Origin of the sequence: Acinetobacter variabilis (assembly GCF_000369625.1) — a bacterium.
GTDB classification, from domain to species: domain Bacteria; phylum Pseudomonadota; class Gammaproteobacteria; order Pseudomonadales; family Moraxellaceae; genus Acinetobacter; species Acinetobacter variabilis.
This window is the reverse complement of the sequence record NZ_KB850113.1, coordinates 107,648-134,318: the sequence shown is the minus strand read 5'-3', so window position 1 is coordinate 134,318 and position 26,671 is coordinate 107,648. Positions and strand designations below refer to the sequence as shown.

25 protein-coding genes are annotated in these 26,671 nt (G+C 42.4%); 12 read left to right on the top strand and 13 right to left on the bottom strand.

The window, feature by feature from the left end:
* Positions 1 to 37: 37 nt before the first annotated feature.
* Positions 38 to 484, bottom strand: coding sequence for an ABZJ_00895 family protein (locus F897_RS06375; RefSeq protein ID WP_005234325.1), 447 nt, complete (start codon positions 482 to 484; stop codon positions 38 to 40).
* 627 nt (positions 485 to 1,111) lie between these two features.
* Between F897_RS06375 and F897_RS06370 the strand changes: the two genes are divergently transcribed.
* Genes F897_RS06370 through F897_RS06360 form a run of 3 tightly spaced genes read left to right on the top strand, consistent with a single transcriptional unit; the run spans position 1,112 to position 7,095 of the window.
* A complete protein-coding gene (locus F897_RS06370; RefSeq protein WP_005234322.1) occupies positions 1,112 to 2,365 on the top strand; it encodes an exonuclease SbcCD subunit D in 1,254 nt (417 codons plus the stop codon).
* Positions 2,366 to 2,373: 8 nt separating this feature from the next.
* Positions 2,374 to 5,985 carry an AAA family ATPase gene (locus tag F897_RS06365; RefSeq protein ID WP_005234321.1) on the top strand — a complete coding sequence of 1,204 codons (3,612 nt, stop codon included), beginning with the start codon at positions 2,374 to 2,376 and terminating at the stop codon, positions 5,983 to 5,985.
* A 3-nt stretch (positions 5,986 to 5,988) separates the two neighbouring features.
* Positions 5,989 to 7,095, top strand: a complete 1,107-nt coding sequence (locus tag F897_RS06360) for an acyltransferase family protein (RefSeq protein WP_005234320.1) — start codon at positions 5,989 to 5,991, stop codon at positions 7,093 to 7,095.
* 31 nt (positions 7,096 to 7,126) lie between these two features.
* On the opposite strand, the gene F897_RS06355 is transcribed toward F897_RS06360, so the two are convergent.
* Complete coding sequence (locus tag F897_RS06355; RefSeq protein ID WP_005234319.1) at positions 7,127 to 7,816, bottom strand: YggS family pyridoxal phosphate-dependent enzyme; 690 nt, start codon at positions 7,814 to 7,816, stop codon at positions 7,127 to 7,129.
* Between the two features lie 123 nt (positions 7,817 to 7,939).
* On the opposite strand from F897_RS06355, the gene F897_RS06350 reads away from it, so the two are divergent.
* A complete protein-coding gene (locus F897_RS06350; RefSeq protein ID WP_004783232.1) occupies positions 7,940 to 8,977 on the top strand; it encodes a type IV pilus twitching motility protein PilT in 1,038 nt (345 codons plus the stop codon).
* Positions 8,978 to 9,004: 27 nt separating this feature from the next.
* Positions 9,005 to 10,126, top strand: a complete 1,122-nt coding sequence (locus F897_RS06345) for a PilT/PilU family type 4a pilus ATPase (protein WP_005234318.1) — start codon at positions 9,005 to 9,007, stop codon at positions 10,124 to 10,126.
* Positions 10,127 to 10,193: 67 nt separating this feature from the next.
* Here F897_RS06345 and fur read toward each other — a convergent pair whose 3' ends face one another.
* On the bottom strand, positions 10,194 to 10,631 hold the full coding sequence (gene fur, locus F897_RS06340) for a ferric iron uptake transcriptional regulator (protein WP_005234317.1): 438 nt from the start codon (positions 10,629 to 10,631) through the stop codon (positions 10,194 to 10,196).
* Positions 10,632 to 10,743: 112 nt separating this feature from the next.
* On the opposite strand from fur, the gene F897_RS06335 reads away from it, so the two are divergent.
* Positions 10,744 to 11,142, top strand: a complete 399-nt coding sequence (locus F897_RS06335; protein WP_004783238.1) for an outer membrane protein assembly factor BamE — start codon at positions 10,744 to 10,746, stop codon at positions 11,140 to 11,142.
* A 103-nt stretch (positions 11,143 to 11,245) separates the two neighbouring features.
* On the opposite strand, the gene F897_RS06330 is transcribed toward F897_RS06335, so the two are convergent.
* From F897_RS06330 to F897_RS06285, 10 genes are all read right to left on the bottom strand, one after another.
* On the bottom strand, positions 11,246 to 11,575 hold the full coding sequence (locus F897_RS06330) for an RnfH family protein (RefSeq protein WP_004783240.1): 330 nt from the start codon (positions 11,573 to 11,575) through the stop codon (positions 11,246 to 11,248).
* Positions 11,575 to 12,654, bottom strand: a complete 1,080-nt coding sequence (locus F897_RS06325) for a hypothetical protein (protein WP_004783241.1) — start codon at positions 12,652 to 12,654, stop codon at positions 11,575 to 11,577. The genes F897_RS06330 and F897_RS06325 overlap by 1 nt, the downstream gene beginning before the upstream one ends.
* Before the next feature lie 178 nt (positions 12,655 to 12,832).
* Positions 12,833 to 13,288: a bacteriohemerythrin gene (locus F897_RS06320; protein ID WP_004783243.1), complete on the bottom strand. Its 456-nt coding sequence runs from the start codon at positions 13,286 to 13,288 to the stop codon at positions 12,833 to 12,835.
* Positions 13,289 to 13,583: 295 nt separating this feature from the next.
* Entirely contained in the window at positions 13,584 to 14,432 is an 849-nt protein-coding gene (locus F897_RS06315) for a class II glutamine amidotransferase (RefSeq protein WP_005234316.1), read from the bottom strand.
* 213 nt (positions 14,433 to 14,645) lie between these two features.
* Positions 14,646 to 15,509 (bottom strand): IS982 family transposase, encoded by an 864-nt coding sequence (locus F897_RS06310; protein WP_004729973.1) that lies wholly within the window; start codon positions 15,507 to 15,509, stop codon positions 14,646 to 14,648.
* A gap of 177 nt (positions 15,510 to 15,686) precedes the next feature.
* Positions 15,687 to 16,595, bottom strand: coding sequence for an acetylglutamate kinase (gene argB, locus F897_RS06305; RefSeq protein WP_004783250.1), 909 nt, complete (start codon positions 16,593 to 16,595; stop codon positions 15,687 to 15,689).
* Positions 16,596 to 16,605: 10 nt separating this feature from the next.
* Positions 16,606 to 18,024 (bottom strand): phosphomannomutase/phosphoglucomutase, encoded by a 1,419-nt coding sequence (locus F897_RS06300; RefSeq protein ID WP_004783252.1) that lies wholly within the window; start codon positions 18,022 to 18,024, stop codon positions 16,606 to 16,608.
* Between the two features lie 419 nt (positions 18,025 to 18,443).
* Positions 18,444 to 18,896 (bottom strand): dUTP diphosphatase, encoded by a 453-nt coding sequence (dut, locus tag F897_RS06295; protein WP_004783254.1) that lies wholly within the window; start codon positions 18,894 to 18,896, stop codon positions 18,444 to 18,446.
* Positions 18,897 to 18,961: 65 nt separating this feature from the next.
* Positions 18,962 to 21,001, bottom strand: coding sequence for a DNA helicase Rep (gene rep / locus F897_RS06290; protein WP_004783256.1), 2,040 nt, complete (start codon positions 20,999 to 21,001; stop codon positions 18,962 to 18,964).
* A 135-nt stretch (positions 21,002 to 21,136) separates the two neighbouring features.
* Positions 21,137 to 21,790: a YiaD family glycine zipper/OmpA-like lipoprotein gene (locus F897_RS06285; protein ID WP_004783257.1), complete on the bottom strand. Its 654-nt coding sequence runs from the start codon at positions 21,788 to 21,790 to the stop codon at positions 21,137 to 21,139.
* Between the two features lie 253 nt (positions 21,791 to 22,043).
* Between F897_RS06285 and F897_RS06280 the strand changes: the two genes are divergently transcribed.
* The 6 genes from F897_RS06280 to F897_RS06255 all read left to right on the top strand — a co-directional run bounded on the left by F897_RS06280 (position 22,044) and on the right by F897_RS06255 (position 26,613).
* Complete coding sequence (locus tag F897_RS06280) at positions 22,044 to 22,985, top strand: acyltransferase (protein ID WP_004783259.1); 942 nt, start codon at positions 22,044 to 22,046, stop codon at positions 22,983 to 22,985.
* Positions 22,986 to 22,987: 2 nt separating this feature from the next.
* Complete coding sequence (locus F897_RS06275) at positions 22,988 to 24,049, top strand: hypothetical protein (RefSeq protein WP_005234308.1); 1,062 nt, start codon at positions 22,988 to 22,990, stop codon at positions 24,047 to 24,049.
* A gap of 163 nt (positions 24,050 to 24,212) precedes the next feature.
* Complete coding sequence (gene minC / locus F897_RS06270) at positions 24,213 to 24,926, top strand: septum site-determining protein MinC (protein WP_004783263.1); 714 nt, start codon at positions 24,213 to 24,215, stop codon at positions 24,924 to 24,926.
* Positions 24,927 to 24,992: 66 nt separating this feature from the next.
* Positions 24,993 to 25,805: a septum site-determining protein MinD gene (gene minD, locus F897_RS06265; protein WP_004646120.1), complete on the top strand. Its 813-nt coding sequence runs from the start codon at positions 24,993 to 24,995 to the stop codon at positions 25,803 to 25,805.
* Between the two features lie 2 nt (positions 25,806 to 25,807).
* The gene (gene minE / locus F897_RS06260; protein ID WP_004783265.1) at positions 25,808 to 26,080 is read left to right on the top strand and encodes a cell division topological specificity factor MinE; all 273 of its coding nucleotides are present in this window, start codon (positions 25,808 to 25,810) and stop codon (positions 26,078 to 26,080) included.
* Positions 26,081 to 26,325: 245 nt separating this feature from the next.
* Positions 26,326 to 26,613 carry a PA4642 family protein gene (locus F897_RS06255; protein ID WP_004783267.1) on the top strand — a complete coding sequence of 96 codons (288 nt, stop codon included), beginning with the start codon at positions 26,326 to 26,328 and terminating at the stop codon, positions 26,611 to 26,613.
* Positions 26,614 to 26,671 lie beyond the last annotated feature (58 nt).

Below are 26,671 nucleotides of genomic sequence, written 5' to 3'. Positions count from 1 at the left end.
TTAATCTCAACAATTTTGATATAAAGAGCAGGAAATCCTAGCCAAACATTTTTGCTGCCATACGCTGTGCCTGTTTGCCATAAAACCAGTAGGTCAGCAGATAAAGCGGAATCGCGATGAGCAGGAACATGATCACGACAATACTCATAAATTGGGGCTGTTGCAGATATAGTAAAAAGTCCTGCCAGGCATTCGGATTGGAACGCGTCGCAATAGCAATCCCTAGAATTAAAAATACCAGATTATAGCCCCAGTAAATCAGACTGAATCCTAAGGTGAATTTTTTACGTTCTGCTTGGGTTGGCGCCCGTTGTTCCTTTTTTAAAAAATTAAACAGTACCCAGATCATCGCCACCAGATAAGGCACAATGGTTAATACTGCACCCATGCCAGTCGGCATTAACGCCGCCACAACCCCGCAAATGCAGGTAAAAATAAAACATAGGAAGAAAAACCAGAGAAAATAGCGAGTTAGAGGCACCATTAGCAGGACTCAAGGACAATTAATCAACTAGTATAAAAAAAATTAATTTTTTTTTCATTTTATTGTCAACCTAAAGCGAGATGCTGACGTTATATAGGGTACAAGGTTCGGAAATTTGGACTGGCATCCACAAATTTTCGTTCTCTTTGCTAAAGCAATAAGTCCAGTGTTTTAGAAAATTTTGAATAGCAGCCAAAATTTTCACTATACACAAATCTTTGACCGACGATTTCATCATCACTCGAATCGTCGGTTTTTATTTTTTGGACGAACTGTTTTTAACAATTCGCCTGCCAATCTTTATTAGCTTCTTATGCAGCATAAAATAATGATTGCCTGTAGTTTTTCAAATCTGTTTTTAGCAATTTTTATAAAAATATTGGTTCTGCTATTCAGATGTTATGAAATTGCCTGAAGTAAGATTTAAAATAAAAACGCTGTATTCAACACTTTATATATAAACATCATATTTTATTGATTTCACAAGTATTATTCTTATATTCAAAACTACGCTGAAAATAGTTTTAATGACGGGCAGCAATGAAATAGATCAAAATATTTTTTTCAAGTAGATTTTTAGCTGGGCTTTTTTCTATAGTAGGAAGGCAAAAATAAAGGTGGGTATACATGGCAGTTCATTTTCTACATACTTCTGATTGGCATTTGGGACAGTTTTTCCATAACCATGACCGTGAATTTGAACATGCGCAATTCCTGAATTGGCTCCTTGAACAAATCAAGGAAAAACAGCCACATGCTCTACTGATTGCCGGTGATATTTTTGATGTCATCAATCCCGCTTCCAGTGCCCAAAGACAGCTTTATCAATTCCTTGCCGATGCCCATGAACTGGCACCGCATATGCAAACCCTGATGATTGCCGGCAACCATGATTCAGGTTACCGGATTGAGCAGGTTCAGCCTTTATTGACCAAATTCAATGCCAAAGCGGTGGGTATTGTCGGCCGGACTGCGGACAATGCTCTTGATCTGGATCGTTTGCTGGTTCCAATTTATGACCAGCAGCAAGAGATTATTGCCTGGTGCCTAACCCTGCCTTATTTACGTAGCGCCGAAATTACCGGTATTAATGAACATACCCATAATAGCCAGAATGCCATCAGCTATCTGCACCAACAGTTGATTGCCGAAGCCAAAGCACGTAAGCAGCCACATCAGGCACTGATTCTTATGTCACATGCACATATGCAAGGCGGTGAAACTTCCGATTCCGAACGTCCAATTATCGTCGGCAATGAAGAGGCTCTCTCAACGGCGCTATTTGATGAAGTCATTGACTATGTCGCTCTGGGACATCTGCATAAACCGCAGAAAGTCGGTCAGCCGCATATTCGCTATAGTGGCTCCCCGATTCCCCTATCCTTTAGTGAGATCAACTATTCGCATCAGGTTGTTGAAGTCAGAATCGATCCTGAACAAAATGCTGAACAGCGTTTTCAGTTTGAAGCACTAAAAGTTCCTCGTAATGTCGAGCTATTTAGAATTCGGGAAAATCTGGAAAATCTGCTCAGCAAAGTAAAAGCACTGCCGACTGGGGAAATTGAGCATCTGGCAGCACGACATTTTCTGGAAATTGAATACACTACTGATGCACCGCCATCAGTAGATTTACGTCAGCAGATTGAACAGGCACTGCCGCCAAATCGTTATCGTCTGTTACGCATCAGCCGGATTTATCAACGTCAGGCAGAAGATCAGGCTGATAGCTCTAAAATTGACTTGGTACCTCCAACGCCTGAATCACTGTTTTTCAATATCTGGGAAAAAATGGGCTATAGCCAGGATCATTCAGTGCAGCAAGATTTTCAGCAGTTACTGGTCGAAGCCCAACATGAACTTGCACAAAAACAACAAGCTTAGGATCAGCCATGAAAATTATCCGTCTGAGCCTAAATAACCTCGCTTCTCTCGCTGGTACGCATCATATTGATTTTGAATCGAATCCACTGGCACATGCTGGCCTGATTGCAATTACCGGAAAAACCGGTGCTGGTAAATCCACCCTGCTTGATGCCATGTGCCTGGCCTTGTATAACGAAATTCCACGTTTAAAAGGCGCCACAGGTAGCCTGAAAGATGCAGGTGGCCAGGATGTCTCGATCAAGGACTCCAAAAATATTCTGCGCCGTGGCTGCGTACAGGGTTTTGCCGAGCTTGAATTTATTGCCCTAGACCAGAAACGCTATACGGCACGCTGGGAAATTCGTCGTGCCCGGCAGAAAGTGGATGGTAATTTAAAGGTCGATCGTGCTATTACCTGTCTGGATGATCAACGGGTTCTAAACCAGAAGATTTCTGAATGCACGCCGCTGATTGAAAAACTGGTTGGCTTGAGTTTTGAGCAATTTACTCGTGCAGTTTTATTGGCGCAGTCCGAAGTTGGCGCTTTTCTGAAAGCCAAAGATAATGAACGTGCCGATCTGTTGGAGTATCTGACCAATTCTCAGATTTTCAGTCTGGTCAGCCAGAAGGCCTTTGAAAAACACAGTGAGGTGAAGCAAAAACGCGCTGATCTGGAAAAATTAATCGGTCATCTGGAACTATTATCTGAAGAAGATATTGCTGCCCTACAGCAGCAACACACGACTTTAAAACAGGTGGTTGAGCATCTAAACCAGAGCGAAAAAGTACTGGAAAATGACCTGAAATGGCATCGCCAGCAGCATTATCTCTATACTGAAATTCAGGCCAAAAAAGAAATCTATACGGTTCAGCTGGATGCTGAACAGAAAATGACACCGCAAAAACAGTTATTAGATCAACTGGATCAGTTTCAGCAGATCCGGGAACAGTTTGTCCAGCAACAGCAGTTTCAGAAACAGCGTAGCCATTTACTGACTGAGCAGCAAAACTTTGTTGCCGAATTCACGTCCGTTCAGCAGCAGCGTGATAGTGAGCAGCGCAAATTGCAGCATATTCAGCAACAGCAACAACAGCAGCAACAAGAGTTTCAGAAGATCAAACCTTATCTGGATCAGGGACTCAAACTGGATCATGAAATGCTATCGATTGGCGAGCAGTATAAGCAGCTTTTAGCCGAACAGCAGACCTATAGAACCCAGCAGATTCAGCCTGTTCAGAATCAGCTGGTGCAGACTGAGCAACGTTCACAACAGGTTCAGACTCAGTACCATCAGATTCAAAAGCAACTGGAACAACAGAGCTTCTTAGCGGTTTTTGATGACGAGCCACAAGCAACCTTACAACGCTTGCAGGATTATCAGGAACTGCATCAGAAATTCATGCGGCAGCACTCAGCACTTTTCCAATCCAGCCGCACTGAACTGGAACAGCAGCAACAGGCTTTATCTGCCAGCTTGCAGGAATTCACTCAGCGCTATACTCATCTGGATCAGCTTGAACAGCAAATCCAACAGTTCCAGACCCAACAACAGCAACTCAGTACCCAGCATTCGAAGCTTGAAGCTTTGATGCGAACCGTACAGCAAATGGCTCTCTTAGAAACTGAAAGCCTGCAATTGAATCGCGAGTTAGAAAGCTATCATGATCGTTTAAAACAACTAGAAACCGAGTGGGTTCAATTGCAGCAACAACGTCAGGAAGCAGAACAGGCCTTCGAACAATTGCAACAAGTACTGGCTCAGCAACGTTTATTACAGGCACAAAGTGTGCAGGAATTACGTGCACAGCTGAAACCAAATGAGCCTTGTATGGTCTGTGGCAGTCATGAGCATCCTTTTGTACAGCATCAGAAACTGCTAGAAAATGCTTTGCAACAACTACATGATCAGCAGCTTCAGGAAGCTCAGAAAAAACTACAGCAACTGACTCAGACATGGCAGCAAGCACAAATCCAGCAATCTCAACTGCAAACCTTAATTGAGCAACATCAGCAACGCAGCAGTCAGCTTAGTACGACACTACAACAGCAGAAGGTTCAGTTGAATCAGGATCTTCAGCAATTTGATTTGCTGTTGGATTTAAGCCAGAGTACAGATCATTTGCAGCAACAGCTTGGCCAGCATGTGCTTCAACTTCAACAAGAGCAACAGCAGCTAGCACAGACCCTGCAAAATCAGCAAAGTGACTGGAAAAAATGGCGTCAGCAACAGCAACAGTTAGATCAGTTACGTTTTAGCATGCAGCAGCATTTACAGCTAGAACAAATGATTCAGCCAGTTCTTCATCTACTGCCTGAGTCCTTGCAGAAATCCTGGATTACTGATGCCTCATCAAGCTGTCAGCAGTTATCTCAACAACTGCAACAACGTCAGAAACAGTCTCAGGAATTCAAAACCCTAGAGACTCACATCCAAAGCTTAAATCAGCAGATTGAAAAGGCACGTGATCTGCTCAGCCTGCATCAACAATATGATGCTCAGTTACAGCAAAAGATGAATACGGCGCTGAATATGGGCAAAGCACTACGTGAACAGCTCAACCATCTGACCCTCACACATGCCGGACAGATTTATCCTAAAGCACAGGAATGGCGTGACCATCTGGAGCAACAACAACAGGCGTTGGATGAACAGCTACGGGCACAGAGTCTGATGACCCAGCAGCATGATCAGCATTTGCAACAAGCTGAACTGAAAAAACAGAGTTTCATCACCCAGATTCAGCAACTAGAACAGCAGATTAGGCAATGCCAGCAATCTATTCAAGACTGGCAAAATACACATCCTGAATTTGATGCCGAGCATATCCAGCATTGCTTGGATATTGACTTGCAACAGCATCAGCAAATTCGCCAGCAATTACAGGCACAATATCAGGCGGTTGAAAATGCCAAAACGGCTTGGGACATTCTGGAAGAACAATATCAGCATCATTTGAAGTCCAAGCCTGAACTTAGCTTTGAAGAAGTTGAACTGCGCTTAAGTAGTCTGGCACAGGAAAAAGCTGAACAGGAAAATGCCTGTAATGAGGTTGCTACCAAATTAAGAATACATACCAATAACCAATCGACCTTACAACGCTACCAGCATCAGATTGAACAGGTCAAAGCTGAAGAATATCGTTGGGGCCGGATCTATGACCTGATCGGCCATAAGGAAGGCACCAAATTCCAGAAAATCGCGCAGGAACATCATCTAGATATTCTGGTCGAATATGCCAATCAGCAATTACAGCCCCTGGCGCCGCGTTATCAGCTGTACCGGATTCCAGACAGTTTAAGTCTGGCGATTATCGATCTGGATATGAACAGTGAAGTACGTCCTGTCCTGTCACTCTCTGGCGGTGAAACTTTCCTGGTCTCTCTGGCTCTGGCCTTAGCGATTGCCAATATGGCTTCCGGCTCTATGAAGCTGGAATCGCTATTTATTGATGAAGGTTTTGGTACTTTAGACCCGGCTTCCTTACATATGGTCATGAATGCTTTAGATCATTTACAAAGTCAGGGGCGTAAAGTAGTGCTGATTTCACATGTGCAGGAGATGCATGAACGGATTCCGGTCCAGATTCAGGTGAAACCGGTCGGTGCCGGTGCCAGTACTATTCAAATTATAGGTTAAAGCATGAACTCTACCTCGGACAAGCTCTCGCCCTATTTCAGCTTACAACTTGAGAGCTTACGGGGTATCAGTGCCATTGTGGTGCTATTCAGTCATAGTTTTCAGGCTTTTACCGCACCTTTTGATCTGAGCCTATATTCCTGGGTACGTCTATTAGGCCAGGCTGCTGTGATGATCTTTTTTGTGCTCAGTGGCTTTTTAATCGGGACTTCGATTCAGAACAACATCCAAAAACATGAAAATTTTAATCTGCGGCAGTATATACGGCAGCGTTATCGCCGCATTTTACCGCCCTTTCTGTTTGCATCCGCTTTCAGTCTAATTCTATATGCAATAGCACCTACATTTTTTGCTTCACATAGCCATGAGTTCCAGAACAGTTTTGGCATGATGATCCGGACTGCCTATAACATTGATACTCGGGATTTTCTGGGTTCTTTATTCTTTCTCAATGGCTTTATTACACCGACGGTATCTGCCAATGCACCGCTCTGGAGCCTAAGCTTTGAAGTCTGGTTTTATGTGCTGGCCGGATTTCTGCCTTTTTTAAAAGATTCTGCAATTGCTAAAATTGGCTTTTTTATCTTGCTTCTAGGGCTTTCCATACTGAACTTTCAGTTTCTGTTTTATTTTCTGCTCTGGCTAGTTGCCTTTGCCAGTTCATTCCGGCAGATTCAGCTGCGTTTTTTGAATCGACTACAACTCGTTAAATTAGTACTGTTTGGCTTGGCGTTTATGATTGCCTGTGCGGATGCTTACCAGTTTCATGTCATTGAACAGGCTGACTTATATCGTGTAAATTATTTTGTGCCGTTTAACCTGTGTATGGGACTCGCCTTTGTCTGCTGGATTGTGCAGCTGCAACATCAACAAAGCCAATATCAACCAGTTTGGCCTCAGTCTGCAAATTTCTCCTATACACTTTATGTCACTCATTTCCCTTTACTGCTTTTTATTCTAGGCTGCTTTCCTGCAACGCTTGATCATGGTCTTGAGGGTGCCGTTTTATCCTTATTTATGAGCATGTGCAGCTTAATTTTCTTTGCCTGGCTTATGGCCCAATGGCTGGAACCCCAAAGAAAAAAAGCGTTATCAACTACTCTGCAATAACGCTTTCCCAAAACTCAATTGTTAGTACACATCAGTCCGCTTTTTTAGGACGTGCGCCAAACAAGGCAGTTCCCACACGTACCATGGTAGAACCTGCTGCAATCGCCTCAGTCATGTCGGCAGACATCCCCATACTTAAAGTATCCCAGTCTTCAGGTTTTGCATGTTGGCTTTTGACCTCTTCGAACAAGGCTTTGGCATCCGCAAAGGCTTGGGTATTATCTGGCGCAGGAATCACCATCAAACCACGTAAGCGCAAATTCGGTAATTGACTGACCTGTGTCACCAGTTTTGCTACTTCCTCAGGCTGACAACCGTCCTTAGTATCCTGCCCATCAATATTGACTTGCAGGCAGATATTAAGCGCAGCTTGAGAATCACTACGCTGATTAGATAAACGTTCAGCAATAATCAGGCGATCTACCCCATGCACCCAGGCAAAATTTTCTGCCAGATGTTTGGTTTTGTTGCGCTGCACATGACCGATAAAATGCCACTCAATATCCAGGTCTTTGAGTGCCGTGATTTTTTCTAGGGCTTCCTGTAAATAGTTTTCACCAAAGGCACGCTGACCAGCCTGATACATTTCTGCCAGCACAGGACTAGGCTGGGTTTTGGAGACGGCCAGAAGTTGCACCGAATCCGGCTCACGCCCGGCCAGAGCGCAGGCGGACTGGATCTGAGCTAAAACCTGATTTCGTGACTGTTGCAGCATATTCATTGATGGGGTTCTCATTTCGTGCGGATTTTTTTCCCTTGCTCATCAACTAAGTGTTGGTTAAGCTGTGGGAAAGCCTTATTATTCTAGCAAAATAAATAACATTTTAATGAACTCGGGGACCTTATGGATATTACAGAACTGTTAGCCTTTTCTGCTAAAAATGGTGCGTCGGATTTACACTTATCAGCAGGCTTGCCACCTATGATTCGTGTGGACGGGGAAGTACGCCGCATCAACCTGCCTGCACTGGAACATAAAGAAGTACACAAACTGGTGTACGACATCATGAACGACAAGCAACGCCGTGATTATGAAGAAAATCTGGAAACTGACTTCTCATTTGAAGTTCCAGGCGTGGCCCGTTTCCGTGTGAACGCATTTAACCAGAACCGCGGTGCAGGCGCAGTATTCCGTACTATTCCATCTAAAGTACTGACCATTGAAGATCTAGGTATGGGCCAGATCTTTAAAGATATCTGTGAATATCCACGTGGTATTGTACTGGTGACAGGACCAACCGGTTCGGGTAAATCAACGACGCTTGCAGCGATGCTGGACTATATCAATGACAATCGCTATGACCATATCCTGACAGTCGAAGATCCAATCGAATTTGTACACCAATCAAAAAAATGTCTGATCAACCAGCGTGAAGTGCATCGTGACACGCATGGATTTAATGAAGCATTACGTTCTGCATTACGTGAAGACCCGGATATTATTCTGGTCGGTGAGATGCGTGACCTTGAAACCATCCGTCTGGCATTGACTGCTGCGGAAACCGGTCACTTGGTCTTCGGTACCCTGCATACCACCTCAGCGGCAAAAACCATTGACCGTGTGATTGACGTGTTCCCTGCTGAAGAAAAAGACATGGTCCGTGCCATGTTGTCTGAATCGCTGCAAGCCGTTATTTCACAAACCCTGTTGAAGAAAAATGGAGGTGGTCGTGTGGCTGCACATGAAATCATGATCGGTATTCCAGCCATCCGTAACCTGATCCGTGAAAACAAAGTGGCACAGATGTACTCTGCGATTCAAACCGGTGCTAACTATGGCATGACCACGCTGGATCAAAGTCTGAAAACGCTGGTATCGAAAGGTATTATCAGTCCGCAAGTTGCCCGTACTGCAGCAAAACAGCCTGAATCATTCTTATAAAAATAATTAATTTTTTGGGGTTTTATCATGGACTTTAACGGCTTACTCAACTATATGGTAGAGAAAAAGGCCTCGGATCTGTTCATTACAGCCGATGTTGAACCCTCTATCAAGATTAACGGTCAGATTGTACCGATTGGCTCGGTAAAATTGCCGGGCGCGGCTGTGGGGCAGCTACTTAACTCAATCATGACCGAGAAGCAGCGCAAGGAATTTGCTGACACACGTGAGTGTAACTTCGCCATCAGCAACCCCGACAAATCGGCACGTTTCCGTGTTAGTGCTTTTCAGCAACGTGATCAGCCAGGCATGGTGCTGCGCCGTATTGAAACCGTCATTCCGACTATGGATGAGCTGAAGTTACCGCCTATTCTAAAAGAACTGGCGATGACCAAACGCGGAATCATTATTTTTGTAGGTGCAACCGGTACGGGTAAATCTACTTCCCTCGCCTCTTTGATTGGCTACCGTAATGAAAATTCCAAAGGTCATATCATTACCATTGAAGACCCGATCGAATTTGTGCACCAGCATAAGGGCTGTATCATCACCCAGCGCGAAGTCGGCATTGATACTGACTCCTTTGAAGTGGCATTGAAAAATACCTTACGTCAGGCACCAGATGTGATTCTGATTGGTGAGATTCGTTCTCGCGAAACCATGGACTATGCGATTGCCTTTGCGGAAACCGGTCACCTGGTTTTTGCGACCCTGCACGCCAACAACGCTAACCAGGCCATCGACCGTATCATTCACTTCTTCGAAGTCGACCGTCACAGCCAGCTGTTTATGGATCTGTCCCTCAACATGAAAGCCATTGTGGCACAGCAATTGATTCCTACCATTGATGGTAATGGCCGCCGTGCAGCGATTGAAATCCTGATCAATTCGCCATTGATTGCGGATCTGATCCGTAAAGGTGATGTGCATGAGATCAAGGATCTGATGAAACGTTCACGTGAACTGGGCATGCAAACCTTCGACCAGGCATTATATGACCTGTATAAGGCCAAGCAGATTAGCTATAAAGATGCACTAAAACATGCTGACTCACCAAACGACCTGCGTCTGCAAATCAAACTGTCAGAAGAAGGTGGAGAGCATTTATTACGTGCGCATTCCAATATTACTTTTGATGGTCAAACCTGATCATTTTCCAAGCATAAAAAAAACAGGCTTTTAATAAAGCCTGTTTTTATTTCAGCCAAAAACTGAATTATTTCTTACGGTAAGCTTCCTGACATTCAGGCGCGTCACAATAACCGTAAAGATTAAGTGAATGACCAGTCAATGCAAAACCAAATTTCTTCGCAACTTCGTGCTGTTCATGTTCAATAACATCATTTGTAAATTCAACGACTTTGTTGCAATTTTGACAAACCAAGTGATCGTGATGATCTTCTTGCATAATTTCAAAAACTGAGTGATTATTTTCAAAATTATGACGCTCGATAATCCCTGCTGCCTCAAATTGTGTTAACACACGATACACAGTTGCAAGACCCACATCTTCCCCTTGTTCGAGTAAAGTCTTATAAATGTCTTCAGCGCTAAGGTGATGCTGTCTAGAGTTTTCTAATAGTTCTAATATTTTAATTCGTGGAAGGGTAACTTTCAGTCCAGCTTTTCGTAAATCTTGGTTTGAAATAGGCATGTAAAAAGGTCTCTCAACAAAATCAAAGTTGGAATAGGCAACAAAGTTTAGATGCAGTATGATCTATCCTTGGATCAAATGCATCATAATTAATTTGGGATAGTGTAGCAAAATGCAAAAAATCATGCTGACGTTATTCGTCACTTCATTGCTTGTCGGCTGTTCGACATTAGGTGTGTACAAAGTTGATATTCCTCAAGGAACACCTTTAACTCAAGCACAAGCCTCTAAAATTCAGGTAGGAATGAGCCACCAACAGGTGCGTTTCCTGCTCGGTAGTCCAACAGTATCTGATCCGCTCAATCCGCTACGCTGGGACTACATCTACAACTATACCCCAGGAACCTATGCTAAAAAAGCCAAGATCCCAGCAGCCCAAGGCCAGCATCTAAAAATTTACTTTAATCAGTCTGGTATCGTAGAACGTATTGAAGGTCTGGAAACCATTCCAGAATCTCAGCCAGGTCTACCAGGTTCCAAAGAAGCGATCTTAAATGCTCCACCACTATAATCGGTTTTGCATAAAAAAACCCCTGTATGATCAGGGGTTTTTTTAATTAAATAGATTGATTTATCAAATAATCAGACCATCTGTTCAATAAAGCCACATTCCACTAATCGGAACGTTTATTTTGCTTGAAACGGTTACCTTTGGCATAACGGCCCACCGGATTCTTTTCAGCGCGTTTACGGCGAATATCCTTGGGATTAATGGTTAAAGCACGATAAATCTCTACCCGATCCCCTACTGCCAATGGCTGGGTGTGATCCTGTAGCTTAACGCCAAAAATACCCAGACTCAGAGGTTCAGGCAATTCTACATGTGCACGGATTCCGCTTTGCTCAATTGCATCCAATGCGGTCATGTCGGGCTGGAAAGGTACGGCAATATGAAACTGTTGTTCCAAGGTAGCATAGGTCACCCAGATCATTGCCTCAGTCATCAGAAAAATTGTCCTAGTACAGCAACAATGGCCAAAATAATTGCAACTGGCAAGACAATACGTACTGCGATACGCCAGATGTTATACACCGCTTCTGAACTGAAGTTCATCGATTTACGCAAATGACTGATTTTCATGATCCAGCCAGCAAACAAGGCATAAATCAGACAGATCACCAGTCCCCAAAGAATCAGCAGATTATTGAAAATTGGAGCAACATTTGGAATTAACCAGACCAAGATGGCAGCAATCACAATCGCCCACTGAATAATGATATTTATTTGACGTTGCTGTAATTGCTCACGTGCCATTTGTATAAGCAAAGCAGTGGCTGCGACAATGGCTGCGATTAAAGCAAATGCAGGGATTTCAGCTTTCACTGCAAAGAAACCAAAGGCGATGATCGCTAATAGCTGCGCCACCCAAATCGGTACGGCTGTTTTAGTCGCAACATCCTGCTGTTTTACGACAGCCAAGCTTGATTGCCAATACAGCCCCATACCCAGACCACTTGCTACCAAAGCCAATACAGTGGCATTGCCCCACTCTACGAATTGGAAGGGTGTTACCTGCCAAGCCGGTAATTCAGTTCCCATCACATTCGCCATAATCAAGGATGCAAGTACGCCGATCGCAGTGATCCCAACCAGAATTAAACGTGGTATCAGCGACAATACAAATGCAGCAATTGCCAGCACCGCAAAAATCACTGGCTGCTGAACATCGAGATTGGCAACTGCAATCACATTAGAAGCATAATTGAGCATTGCACCCGCAAGGAATGGAATAAATACAACTGCCAGCCAGCCGACGATCCGCCAGCGCTGAGAACTATCAGCTTCACGAGTAAGGCTCGACAATGCCTGTAGTGCAGTGGTTTTTGAGCGTTTCGCCAGAGCAATTTCCAGATAACAGACTGGAAGAGCCAGTATTAGCATGGTCGCTAACCACAACATCCAGAAATCAAGCTGACGGTCAATCTGAATACCTGTTATCGGTGCGAGTGTCGCAATGATAAGGAAGGATAAACAGAAAGCCATCAGAGGCGATAACCATTTTGACATAGCATTGTCCTGCATGATGTATTCCTATAAAAATCTAGCGCTATTTTGCCTTGTGAGGCGATGAAAATCAAAAACAAAAAAGCAAACCACCATGCCCGTGATTTGCTGCGCAAATTTATTATTAAGCTTTATTTTTGTTATTAAGCTTTATTTTTTATTTTCCCGATTTGTCTTTATTTTAAGAAGAATCGAGTTATGAGAAGAAACGGGCAAACCAGTTTTTACCCTTTTTCTTTTCCTTATCTTTAATAATTCCCATCATATTTTCTTTTACTGCACCGACATAATCCGCATCATCGTGCTGAATATGATTGATCAGCCATTTAGATAATACTTCATGTAATTCCGCTTCAATAGATTGGCCCAATTCAAAACGGTCACGATAAGATTCAATCTTTTTAATAAATAGGTCATGCACACGTTTATGTGGCACACGATATTTATAACCCGCTTCTTCCTGAAGTGATTCTTCAAAGGTAAAATGCGACTGGGTATAATCAATAATATTTTCTAGAATCTGTTTAATACGAGCACGATCGGTATTGGCATCAATTCCATCAATCTCATTGATATAATCGAGAATTCGTTTGTGCTGATCGTCAATCACATCGATGCCAGTATTATAATCTGGAACCCATTTCATTTTCATTACGACCACCTATTGATATTAATGATTTATCGCTTGAAAAAGATCATATATCTAATTAATTTAAATAAAAATGAAGTAAATCAGTTGGTTTTCAGCTTATTTTCTATTTAATTAATGTAAATCCTTGTTTATCCAATCAATTATATTTTAAACCCGACCACAAGAATAAAGTATTTTTTAATCGATTTTATATTTCATGGTTTATTTATTTTAATGATTTCACTATAAAATAAATATCAAATTCAAAAAAAACAGGAGCGATGTCCTGTTTTTTAATATCGGATTTTAACCAGACTTAATATAAATCTGCTTTAGTCACCCGTTTTAGCGAAGGATCCAGACGCTCTCTTTCCAGACGGGCGACATGTGTCAATTGAGAACGATATTTGGCTCCATCTCTGAACAAAATCATTTCACCTTCTTGAAATGCTGTCCATTCTTCATTCTGCGTTAGCGGTTCCGTAGTAATCACAGCGACCCGATCTTCAGGCGTGGTGACCTGACTAAAATCCACTTCAACTTCGATATCAATGAGTTGGGCGGGCTTAAATGGATATTCACGCACCAGCCAATGCAGTTTAGTCGTTGCATAGGTAAATAATGCCTGACCATTGGACAGACAGAAATTAAAAGTGCCATGCTCTGCAATGGATGGAGAAATATCAGCCAGCAAATCAAAGACCTGATCCAGCTTCGGTTCATCATAACCAAACCGTTTCACCAGTTGATCCAGCAAATAACAGAAAGCGCGCTCACTGTCAGTATTCCCAACTGGCGTAAAACGGCCCGAAAGCTCAGGTAAAAAATCTTTTAAATCACCATTATGGGCAAAGATCCATTCTCGTCCCCATAATTCACGGCTAAACGGATGCGAATTTTCAAGATTAATTTTGCCCTGTGTCGCCTTACGGATATGTGCAATCACATTACGGGATTTGATCGGATAATTACGCACCAGTTCTGCAATCGGTGACTCAACAGCAGACTGATTATCAACGAATAATCGGCAAGCCTTATCTTCAAAGAAAGCAATCCCAAAACCATCAGAATGATCTGAGGTAATCCCCGCCCGCTGAGAAAAACCTCGAAATGAAAAGGTAATATCTGTTGGTGTCGCACAATTCATTCCCAGTAGCTGGCACATAATCTTCATTCAGGTCACAGAGTATTCTTAAGGTTATTGTGCATCACAGGCTGAGCCTTTTCAAATCTCGATCATTGCAATGCTATGCGCTAAAAATGCTAATAAACTATTTTTTTTATATTTAATTTAGCAAAAGAAGTTTAAGCTTCAAAGCTCAACTTAAAAATGAATACCTTAAATTTAACTTTAATAACCTGAGTTCGATGAAATATTTTAGCTTTTTAGCAAGTTTTGGAAAGTTGGCTTATTTGGATTTAAGCAATAAGCCACTATAGCAGCCATAATATTCACCATAAAGTTATTCACCGAACGATGACGTGAATGGTCAATTTGATGTAAGTTTTTTAACTGATCATTCACTGTTTCGATCAATCCTCTTCTGCAAAGCAATTGTTTTTCTTCTTCAGTTTGGATGGGTTTATTTTTCATATTCTTGCGTGACGGGGTTAATAGTCTGAGCCCCCTTGCTGCTAAAGCTTCAGTTTTTGCTTTACTCAGATAGCCTTTATCGCCCAGTAAAATACCTTTTAACTCTTGGGTTAAAGATTCAAGTACAGCAACATCATGAACACTTCCCGATGTAATCTTGAGATTAATAATTTCACCCAAGTTGTTGATAACAATATGGACTTTAAATCCATAAAACCAACCTGTGCTACTTTTACCACGACCAGCTAAGCCTTTAAATACACGATGTCTTTTAATTCTAAGATTATGGCAAACGACCAATTTAGTCGAATCAATAATACAAATTCCGGTATCTTCTCCTTTAACTTGATGGAAGAAACTACTCAAAGCTTGCAAACAACGCGGCATAATTTCAATAAAACGATTGTAACTAAGAAGCTTGGGAAAAGCTGATTTCCAAAATGGGATGATCATATGACAATAAAAATATTTGAAAAATCTAAACCCGGATTTATGAAATAAAATGACAATGGTCATGACTTCAGACAAGCTTAAAGCTGACTTTTTCATTGTTGTTTTTTGATCAGAAATTAGAGCTTTCTCTAAAGATTCATTAAACTTTTTGCAGAAATCATCCAAGATACAAAATAATTCGGTAATATAGTCCATGAAAAAGCCTTGCTCTGAAATGTTTTGTCTTCGTAACCAAGATATTACAGATGCTAAGGCTTTTTTTTATTTATTTTTTATGTCGAACTCAGGTTAATATTATCTAGTGATCAAAATCTTAAAATAAAAGAAATAAAAAAGAGGCTCAAGTGAGACTCTTTGATATTCAATTTATCCTTATGGACGATGTGGATTAGAACGATTGGTAATTAAAGTTCCCACACCATGATCAGTAAAGATTTCTAACAAGCTGGCATGTGGTACGCGACCATCCACGATATGTGCACTGATCACGCCGCCTTTTACTGCATCAAGCGCACAGCCGACTTTAGGAATCATGCCACCATAAATCACACCTGTTTCGATCAGACGATCAACTTCTTGGGTCGTTAAACCGGTCAACAGATTTTTATTTTCGTCCAGCACACCGGTAATATTCGTCAGAAGAATCAGTTTTTCTGCCCCTAATGCTTCTGCCACTTTACCCGCGACCAGATCGGCATTGATGTTATAAGTATTGCCTTCTTCATCGACACCGAGTGGTGCAATCACTGGAATGAAATCACTGTTGGTAAACATTTCCAGTACGTCAGTTTTTACACCCATCACTTCACCGACCATACCCAGGTCTACTTTCTGGATTGAACCGTCTTCAGCCGTCTTTTCCATTAATAGCTTTTTGGCACGCAGCAAGTTGCCATCTTTACCGGTTAGACCAATTGCACGACCACCATGTTTGTTGATTAGGTTCACGATTGATTTGTTTACGCTGCCGCCTAGAACCATCTCAACCACTTCCATGGTTGCCGGATCTGTCACACGCATACCGTCAATGCGGTCAGATTCACGGCCTAGCTGTTTCAGCATAGAATCTACTTGTGGACCACCGCCGTGTACCACGATCGGGTTCAAACCCACGGTTTTTAATAAAACGATATCACGTGCAAAAGAGCTTTCCAGCTCAGGATCCGTCATCGCGTTGCCACCGTATTTTACCACCAGGGTTTTACCCGCAAAGCGTTGAATATACGGCAAAGCTTCAGTCAAAATTTGTGCTTTGTCGATGCCTGTATGCTGATTTGGCATTCGCCTCTCCTTATTGAGCATCTAAAATGTCTTGAGCGATCTGTGGATAACGGTCACGCAACATGGATACAAACAGATGTCGAATTTCATTCAGGCCTTGTGCATCATTGGCATCAAAGCGCACCGTGAAATATTCACCCGTATTGGATGCTCGAATGATGCCAAAACCATCATCAAAATCAAGACGTATCCCGTCAATTTTACTGATTCGTGCATTTAATTGCGTAGATTGCTGCTCAACAAAGTTTAAAAGCTCAACAGGCTGCACCTGATGAGTAGAAATATATAAGTCTTCAGTTCCATGACGTTTTGGATACGCACGTAAGGCTTCACTTAAGGTCATACCTTTCTGATCCAGATATTCCATGACCCGAAGCGCCGCATAGAGGCCATCATCATAGCCCCAGCCACGTCCGTCATTAAAAACATAATGCCCCGCATATTCACCACCAAAAATAGCCTGATGCTGGGACTGCGCCAGATATTTACGCAGGAATGAGCTGCCAGTACGAATCATCACCGGTTTTCCGCCCAGGCGTTGAACTGTATCGCGAATCAGGGTTGAACATTTAACGTCATAAACAAACTGACATGCTTCTGTGCCAGTCATACAAATTTCTGCGAATAAACAGAGAAGCTGATCAGCACTAATAATGACACCCTGCTCATCCACCAGTACCAACCGGTCCCCATCACCATCTAGGGCAATACCCAAATCAGCCTGCTGTTGCAGGACGACCTGACGTAAGGTTTGCAAATGTGCTTCCTGAGAGGGGTCAGGCGCATGATCAGGAAAATGCCCATTGGCTTCACAACGTAAGGCGGTAACTTCACAACCTAGTTTTTGGAGTACCAAATTGGCACAGCGTCCTGCTGAACCGTTCAGGCCATCCAACACCACTTTAAATGGGTGCTTCAGCTGAATATCTTCAAGCATTTCCTGCTGATATTGCAGACAAAATTCGGGAATAATTTGGTGAGGCAAATCATTCAGGTACGATAAAGAACTATTTACATGAAGTTTTGCTTTTTGTGCGACCTGCTGAATCATCTCGGGACAAGGCGGCTCCCCTGCAATAATCCATTTAATTCCATTATCTTCTTTAGGATTATGGCTGGCCGTTACCATCACACCATTGCCATTAAACTGACGCGCTATGTAGTACAGCATCGGACTGGAACAACAGCCGATAATAGCGGCTTCAATAGCATAGTCCTGAAAAATACGGCGAATGGTTTCAGCAAAAGCCGGGCTGCTGATGCGGGCATCATAGCCAATCGCAACCCGAGTCTGCCCCGCAGCTTGATATTGCTGAGCCAGACCATGCGCAATAGCATCAATCACACCTGTATTGAGTAAACTGACTTTACCTCGGATATCGTAGGCACGAAAAATGTGAGCCGGAAAGGGTTGATTCATGGATCCCATAAACTGTTCTTTTCACTATTGAATATAAGGGGATAAAATAATGATTAAGCAATCATCATGACTTTAAACATTTGTTTTTGTTTTAAGACTCTGTATTTTTATATGAATTGAATGTGACAATCAATTATAAAAGTATAATTATTAATCTTTTATGTATTTAATTTGTATAACTAGTAAAATAAATAAACCTGACTAACAATGACTTCTTGCATTATTTATCATCTATTTTCTTAAATTCTGGATAATTTTATTTTTCTATTTAAATGATACTAAAAATTTATTTAAATATTTTTCATTAAAATAAAATTCAAGAATAAAGTTTATTAAATAGCTCTGTCATTTTTTTATTATTTTTATGATTAAAACTCTAAAAAAAGATGACTTAACCCAGAACATCCAAGTTAAGTCATCCTTTAATTTTAGTTTTTACCAGTATGACCGAAACCACCTGCGCCACGCTCGGTTGCTTCAAATTCATTCACCAGATCAAACTCAGCCTGTACCACAGGGACTAATACATATTGGGCTAAACGCTCACCAGGTTCCAGGCTAAATGCAGTTTGACTACGGTTCCATACAGAGACCATCAGCTCGCCTTGGTAATCCGAATCGATCAGCCCAACCAGGTTGCCTAAAACGATCCCATGTTTATGACCTAAACCAGAACGTGGCAAGATCAAGCCAGCAAATGCTGGATCTTCAATATAAATTGCCAAACCAGTTTTTACTAAAACTGTTTGACCTGGTTCAATTACAGTCGTTTCGTTGACACATGCACGAAGATCGAGTCCTGCTGAGCCAGTCGTTGCATAAGTCGGCAATGGCCATTCCTGACCCAGACGTGAATCAAGGACTTTCACCTGAACTTTCATGTATTTATTCCTGTTGTTTAATATCAAAAAATTTAAAGAATCAAAATCGTAGTGTTCTGTTACTTTTAGCGTTTAATCAAGGCACGTAAATTATCCAGATAATGCTGAGCCTGCTGTTTTGGATCAATATTACCAGCCAGTTTTTTCTTACGGCCCAACCATTCCAGCTCATCTTCTGGAAGCTCATCCAGGAAGCGGCTTGGGGTCATCTGTTTCATCTGCCCACCCGCCTTACGTTGCTCAGCCAAGGTAATAGTCAAGCCCTGACGCGCACGGGTAATCCCCACATACATTAAACGCCGTTCTTCTTCGACTGTTTCCGCAGCAATCGAGTTTTTATGCGGCAGAATTTCTTCTTCCAGGCCGATCAGATAGACATACGGGAATTCCAGTCCTTTAGATGCATGTAAGGTCAGAAGGTTGACCTTATCGGTATCTTCTTCTTCCTGCTGCTGTTCCAGCATATCTAGGAGCACCATTTTACGGATGACACTTTCGATATTCTTTTCATCGACATCTTCTGCACGATTGATCAGACTCTGAATACTGCTATACAGCACTTCAATATTATCGAGTTTAGTTTTTTCCTGTGCCGGCGTCGCTGCGGATTCCTTGATATAGTCGATATAGCCTGCTTCCACCATCATCTGACGGATGATCGGTACCGGCTCATCATCTTCCAGCAAGTTACGGGTAAAGTTATTAATAAAATCGGAAAATTCTGCCAGTTGTGTCGTTGCTTTCTTTGGAATGACCATGGTTAGACGTTGATCGCCTGCTGCTGACAGTAGAGACAGATTATTTTCCTGGGCAAACAGACCGAGTTTTTCCAGCGTTACCGGGCCAATGGCACGTTTCGGCGTGTTAATAATTCGCAGGAAAGCGCTGTCATCTTCTGGGTTAATGATCAAGCGCAAGTAACTCATGATGTCCTTGATCTCTGCACGCGCAAAGAAGGACTGACCACCAGAAAGCTTGTAAGGAATCTGCATCTGGCGCAGCTGGGTTTCCAGAATACGTGCCTGGAAATTACCACGATACAGAATCGCGTAATCTTTCCAATTTTTACCATTCATCAGCTTATGCGTGATCAGGTCTTTGACTACGCGTTCTGCTTCATCGTCATCATTACGACAAGTGATGACCCGAATCACTTCACCGTGACCTTTATCTGACCAAAGCTTTTTATCAAAGATATGCGGGTTGTTGCCAATCACGGTATTGGCAGCTTTCAGAATACGACTGGTAGAACGATAGTTCTGTTCCAGCTTGATCACTTTCAGATTCGGGAAATCCTGTTGTAACAGCGCCATATTTTCTGGCTTGGCACCACGCCAGGCATAAATCGACTGATCATCATCGCCTACCGCGGTGAACTGGCCCATGACCCCGACCAATAATTTTACCAGAATATACTGTGCCGTATTGGTATCCTGATATTCGTCAACCAGCAAATAACGTACACGGTTCTGCCATTTATCTCGGACTTCAGCATTTTCCTGTAGCAGACGCGTTGGCATCACAATCAGGTCATCAAAATCGACGGCGTTATAGGCACGCAGATTTCGCTCATAGAGCTGGTATAAATGCGCAAACTGAATATCTTCTGGAGTTTCACAAGTCGTGTGAGCCTGTTCTGGCGGAATCAGATCGTTTTTCCAGTCGGAAATCATCTTCATCGCTTTGGCAATCAGTTCTTTGCTTTCAGCACCAGATAAGTTATCGCGATGCATCAGATCCATCAAAATCCGCTTACAATCATCTGCATCCAGAATCGAGAAATTATTTTTTAGCGGTGTGTGTTTGAGCTCTAAACGTAATAAATTTAAACCAAAAGTATGGAAGGTAGAGACTGAAAGGCCTTTGGCTTCTTCTCGGGTCAGCAATTTGGTGACACGCTCTTTCATTTCACGTGCCGCCTTGTTGGTAAAGGTCATTGCCGTGATCCGGTGGGCCGGAATACCACAATGCTTGACCAAGTACGCGATTTTTCTTGTAATTACCGAGGTCTTGCCTGAACCCGCTCCGGCAAGTACTAACAAGGGTCCTTGAGTATATTTCATTGCTTCAAGTTGCTTGTCATTTAACTGACTGGCGAGTGACATATGGCTTCCTCTTCTAGATTCGGCTCCGATTATAGTCATCTCATGCCCAGATGCCTAATTGAAAATTCATTTTCCTGCGTCATCTTTCAGACATAAAAAAACCACCCGAAGGTGGTTTTTCTGCAAAATCAGTGATTACTGAACGGCATATACTGCAATTTCTACACGACGGTTTTGTTCTTTACCAGCCGCAGTTGAGTTGTCTGCGATCGGGTTCGCTGAACCAAGACCTTGTGCATTAATACGAGTACGTGCTACGCCTTGACCAGCAAGGTAGTTCGCAACAGATTGTGCACGTGCTTGAGACAATGGAATGTTGATTGAGTCATTACCAGTGCTGTCTGTATAACCAGTTACCAAAATACCACTTTGGCTGTCTTCAGTTAGAACTTGAGCAACTTTATTCAATGTTGCATAGAAGTTTGGTTTGATGTTTGACTTGTTAGTGTCAAATGTAATCGCACCAGGCATTACAAGGTTAATCGAACCATCTGCATTACGGTTAACGTCTACGCCAGTACCCGCTGTTGCTTGACGTAATTTTTTCTCTTTGTTATCCAGATAGACACCCGCTGCACCACCTACCACAGCACCAATTGCTGCTGCACGGTTGTTTTGACGGCTAGTATTGGCATTACTTTTAGAAACGCCGTAGCCAGCTGTAGCACCAATTAAAGTACCTAGAGCCGCTTTATCATATTCCACACCACCGATGTTACTGCCAGTTGATTGACAACCTGTAAGTGCTACGGCCCCTGCTACAGCTGCTGAAATTACTAGTGCACGCATCGCATGACTCCTTGTTGTATGCTTTGTTGTATAAACGAGATAATGATTTAAATTGAATGGTGTAACCATTGAATTTTTGTTAATAATAAATCGTTTAGTAATATTTTGTAATGTTTATATGTAACTAAATCAAAGTAGTTCGTCACAATATCTTCATAGTTTCCTGTTCAGGCTTTTTTATTTGCCTAACTGTCTCTATATTACTCAAAATATGAAAAAATTTAAGCGATTAATCTGTGGGGACTGTTTGGATATGTCATCGAATAGCAACAAGCAACCGACTTTAAAAAAACTGGCACGTGGCCTGACGGTCACTTCAGTCATGACTGGCAGTACTTTTTTTCATGGCCCCCCGGTGCTGGCCTTGGGTTTAACCAAACTTTTTAAAAAATCCGCAAAAGTGGATGAAACCAATATCAAGATTACCAACAGCTGGTTAGGGGTCAACAACTGGCTGATTGAGCATGTGCTGAAAAACACGCAATGGCAAATCAGCGTAGATGAATCACTGGATTTGAATATGCAGGGCCGTTATTTGATGACCTGTAATCATCAGAGCTGGGTCGATACTACTGTCAATCAATACTTCGGTCTGACCCGTATGCCCCTGACGCGCTTCTTTACCAAATGGGAACTTATTTTTATTCCTTTTGTTGGTCAGGCCTTTAAAATTTTGGGTTTCCCAATGATGAAAAGGCATAGCAAGGAACAGATTGCTAAAAATCCTGCGCTGAAATATCGGGATATGGAAGAGGCACGTAAATCCTGTGAACAGCTGATCAGTCAGCCTTTTACCCTGTTAAATTATCTGGAAGGCACCCGCTTTACCCAAGAAAAGCATGATCAGCAGCAGTCTCCCTATATACATTTACTGAAACCTAAAGCCGGTGGTCTGGCATTGGCGCTCAGTATTCTCGGCGATAAAATTGATGCGCTGGTCGACATGACCATTGTTTATCCTGATGGTATTCCGAGCTATGGTGAATTTTGGTTAGGTGAAGTGCCACGTATTGCGGTAAATTTAAGAAAAATTGATATTCCTGACTGGGTACTGGGCGGCAATTATGAAGATGATGCTGAATATCGTGCACGTTTTCAAAAATGGATTGATCAAATCTGGACTGAAAAAGATCAGCTCATCGCACAAATGCAGCAGAACTTTGCCCGAGCTCCAGTCGGATCTGTAACCGAGTAATTATGAAGAACGACAACCCGGACATTACGTCTAGCTCATTTAAATTTGTTCGTAAAGGAACATGGGGCTGGAAAATTGCACTGATTTACGACATTTTCATGATGGTTTTAATCATCATCAATCTGTTCTGTCTCAGTGCCAACGCCATTTTAATGAGCGATTTTGGGCAGTGGTTGTTTGACTTCATTCGTTTACCGGAAATCTTGCAGTTTTATAAAAGTGATTTACGCCCTTGGGTCATCATTACAGAGGGTTGGTTTACCACTTTCTTGGTCTGTGAATTACTGGCACGCTGGGTTATCGCAATTGTCCTGCGTCATCATCGACGCTGGTGGTTCTTCCCTTTTGTACACTGGTATGAAATTTTATCCATTATCCCTCAGCTACGTTTTCTGCGCCTGCTACGTGCGGTTGCTATTGGCTACAACCTGCATAGTCATGGTTATAAAGTAATTCCCAACCGCTGGTATCGCCAAGGTAACTTTTATTACAACATGCTGATGGAAGAGCTTTCCAGCCGGGTGGTACTTACCGTACTGGATGGTATCAAGCGTGAACTGACCACGAGCACATCACATAAACAGTTAATTGATGATTTGGTGGAACATCACCGTAAATTACTGGCCATTGCTTTGGCAGATATCTTGCAAGAATCTTTGGGCAAGGAATTACAATCACAACGTTCCATGATCGCTAAAAATGTAGGGCAAGTCGTCAATCAGGCGATTGAAGATACTCCAGAACTAACCCAATTATTACGTTTGATTCCAATTGTGGGCAGCCGGATTGAACAGCAAATTCAAAGTATTGGTCAACGCCTGGGAGAAAATATTACGCAAGGACTGATTGAACCATTTACTCACACAGGTCAAAAAGAAAATCCGACTTTTACCCTAATTTCAGATAAAATCAGCCAGATTCAGATTGAACATAATCCACATATTGATAAATTGGTCGAATCGGCTGTTTTTGAAACACTTGAAGCAATCCGAAAACAGGTGAAAGTCAAACAGTGGCAACAGATTTTAGAAGAACATGAGCAAAATCAGGGCTCAATAGAATGATGAGTTTTCATTTGTGGAATCGGCTAAGATAAGCCGATTCTATTCGTATAAAAAAATAACTTGGATCGCTAGAGAATTAACGAAATTTGTTCTAGGATTTGCACTATTTACAACATTGCTTCGACACAAAAACCAGCACGTCAGAAGTATTTAAGGAAGAATTATGGCTGATATACGGATAAAAGGCAGAATGGTCAATGCGATACGCATTAGCCTAGATACCAATGATCATGATGCAATCCGCCAGCAACTTAGCCCAAAATTACAAGCAGCATTTCCGCCAGGCACATTGGCGGTGATTGAAAGTTCAGTTGAACAGGAACTCATTGCGCTGATTCAATTGTTAATCAGTCTGGATGTACAGCCTATGGCTGTTACTGAAGGCTTACTTGGAGATCAGGCGCGCGCCATTCAGTTCCCGGTACTGCCACCTGATCGCCAGTTAGAGGAAATTAAAGCCACCAAAGAACAGGTTGTGGAAGTTAAACCAGAACCTACAGCGGTGAATGATGATCAAGCGCCTGCTGCCCCGATCGTTGCGCATATCACTTCATATCATGATGAAATTCTGCGTACTGGCCAATGTATCGTGCAGCATAATGGCGACATTATTATCAATGCCGGTATCAACAGTGGGTCAGAAGTGATTGCTTCAGGCAATATCCATGTCTATGGCAGCGTGCGTGGTCGTGTCATTGCAGGTGTCGGTGGCAATACGGCGGCACGTATTTTCTGTCATAGCCTCGAAGCAGAACTGATTTCGATCGCAGGCACCTATTGCGTAGCGGATGACATTCCTCCGCATGTGGTCAAAAAATCAGTGCATATTTACTTGAATGATCAACAAGAGCTTGTATTTGAAGCTCTACAATTTTAATGTATAAATAAACACCAAAAACCCCATTTTAAACAGGGGATTTGAACCATAACAGGAGTGGATTCGGTGGCGAAAATTGTTGTCGTAACATCAGGCAAAGGTGGTGTAGGTAAAACTACAACAAGTGCATCTTTTGCAACAGGTTTAGCCCTACGTGGTCACAAAACTGTTGTTATTGATTTTGATGTAGGTTTACGTAACCTTGATTTGATTATGGGCTGTGAACGCCGTGTAGTTTATGATTTTGTGAATGTTTTAAATAACGAAGCACGATTACAACAAGCACTGATTCGCGATAAAGATATTGAGAATTTATATATTTTACCTGCTTCCCAAACACGTGATAAAGATGCCTTAACCGATGAGGGTGTAGCACGTGTAATGGATGAGCTTTCGCAGGAATTTGACTATATTATTTGTGATTCACCTGCCGGTATCGAGCGTGGTGCCATTCTGGCCATGTACCATGCGGATGAAGCGATCATTGTGACCAACCCTGAAATTTCTTCAGTCCGTGACTCTGACCGTATCATTGGTATGCTCGATAGCAAAACAAAAAAAGTAGAACAAAACGAAGGTCGCATCCGTAAGCATCTGTGTATTACCCGTTTCAATCCGGAACGTGCCGATAAACAGGAAATGCTGACGATTGACGATATTTCTAAGGATATTTTACGTGTACCGACCCTAGGTGTTATTCCTGAGTGTCCAAGCGTTTTACAAGCATCAAACGAAGGTAAGCCAGTGATTCTTTTCACTGAGGCTTCAGCGGGTCAGGCTTATGATGACCTGGTGGCGCGTTTCCTTGGTGAAGAGCGTCCTTACCGTCATATTGAGGTAAAACCTAAGGGCTGGTTAGCACGATTATTTGGAGCGTAAACATGGCTGGATTCTGGAGTAAACTTTTTAGTAGCGAGGATAAACCATCAAGCGCACAAACCGCAAAAGACCGTTTGAAAGTCATTGTTGCTTCTGAACAGGGTTTGGGGCGCCGTTTGAGTCAGGATAAAATTGACCAGATGAAGACAGAAATCATGCAAGTGGTCAATCGCTACGTCCGCGGAGTTGATGAACAGCACATTCAGATGCAGGTACGTTCTGAAGCAAATATTGAAATGCTTGAAATGAATATCAATTTACCTGAAGAGCGATAATCTGAATTTTGATTAGTCAAGTAAATTGATTCAAGGCAAAATATGAGCCTCAACAAAGCGTTGCTTTGTTGAGGCGCAAGACAAGAAGCTTGGCTTCGCGTAGATTTGATAGTAATTATTATTTTATCTAGTCTCAAAACGTGAAGTGATACTTCGAATGGACAAAGTGCATGATAAGACTTTGCCTCTTGCGAACTCATATTTTGCCTTTTTTCATGCCGAAGAATTACATCAAGGAGATTGCGATGGCATTATCTCAACCAGCGACCTTTAACGAAGAATGGTCAGATGAGCGTGTATATGCCTACCTGAATCAGCTTCCTCCTGCAGGCGTCAATGCAGATTTTCATGTGCTTTATCATGCATTCAAGCATATGCGTCCTTTTGACTATGAGCGCCTGTTAACCAAATTTGTCGCAGACGGTCGCGATCTTAACGCCACCAATCCAGAAGGACAGCGCATTCATGACGTGATTGCCACTTATCCACGTCAAAGTGCCGAGTTCCTGGCAGTATTAGAAAAATTTGCATAAATTGAAATGTATAAAAAAGCCTGCTTTAAGCAGGCTTTTTTTATCACTCGAGATTCTG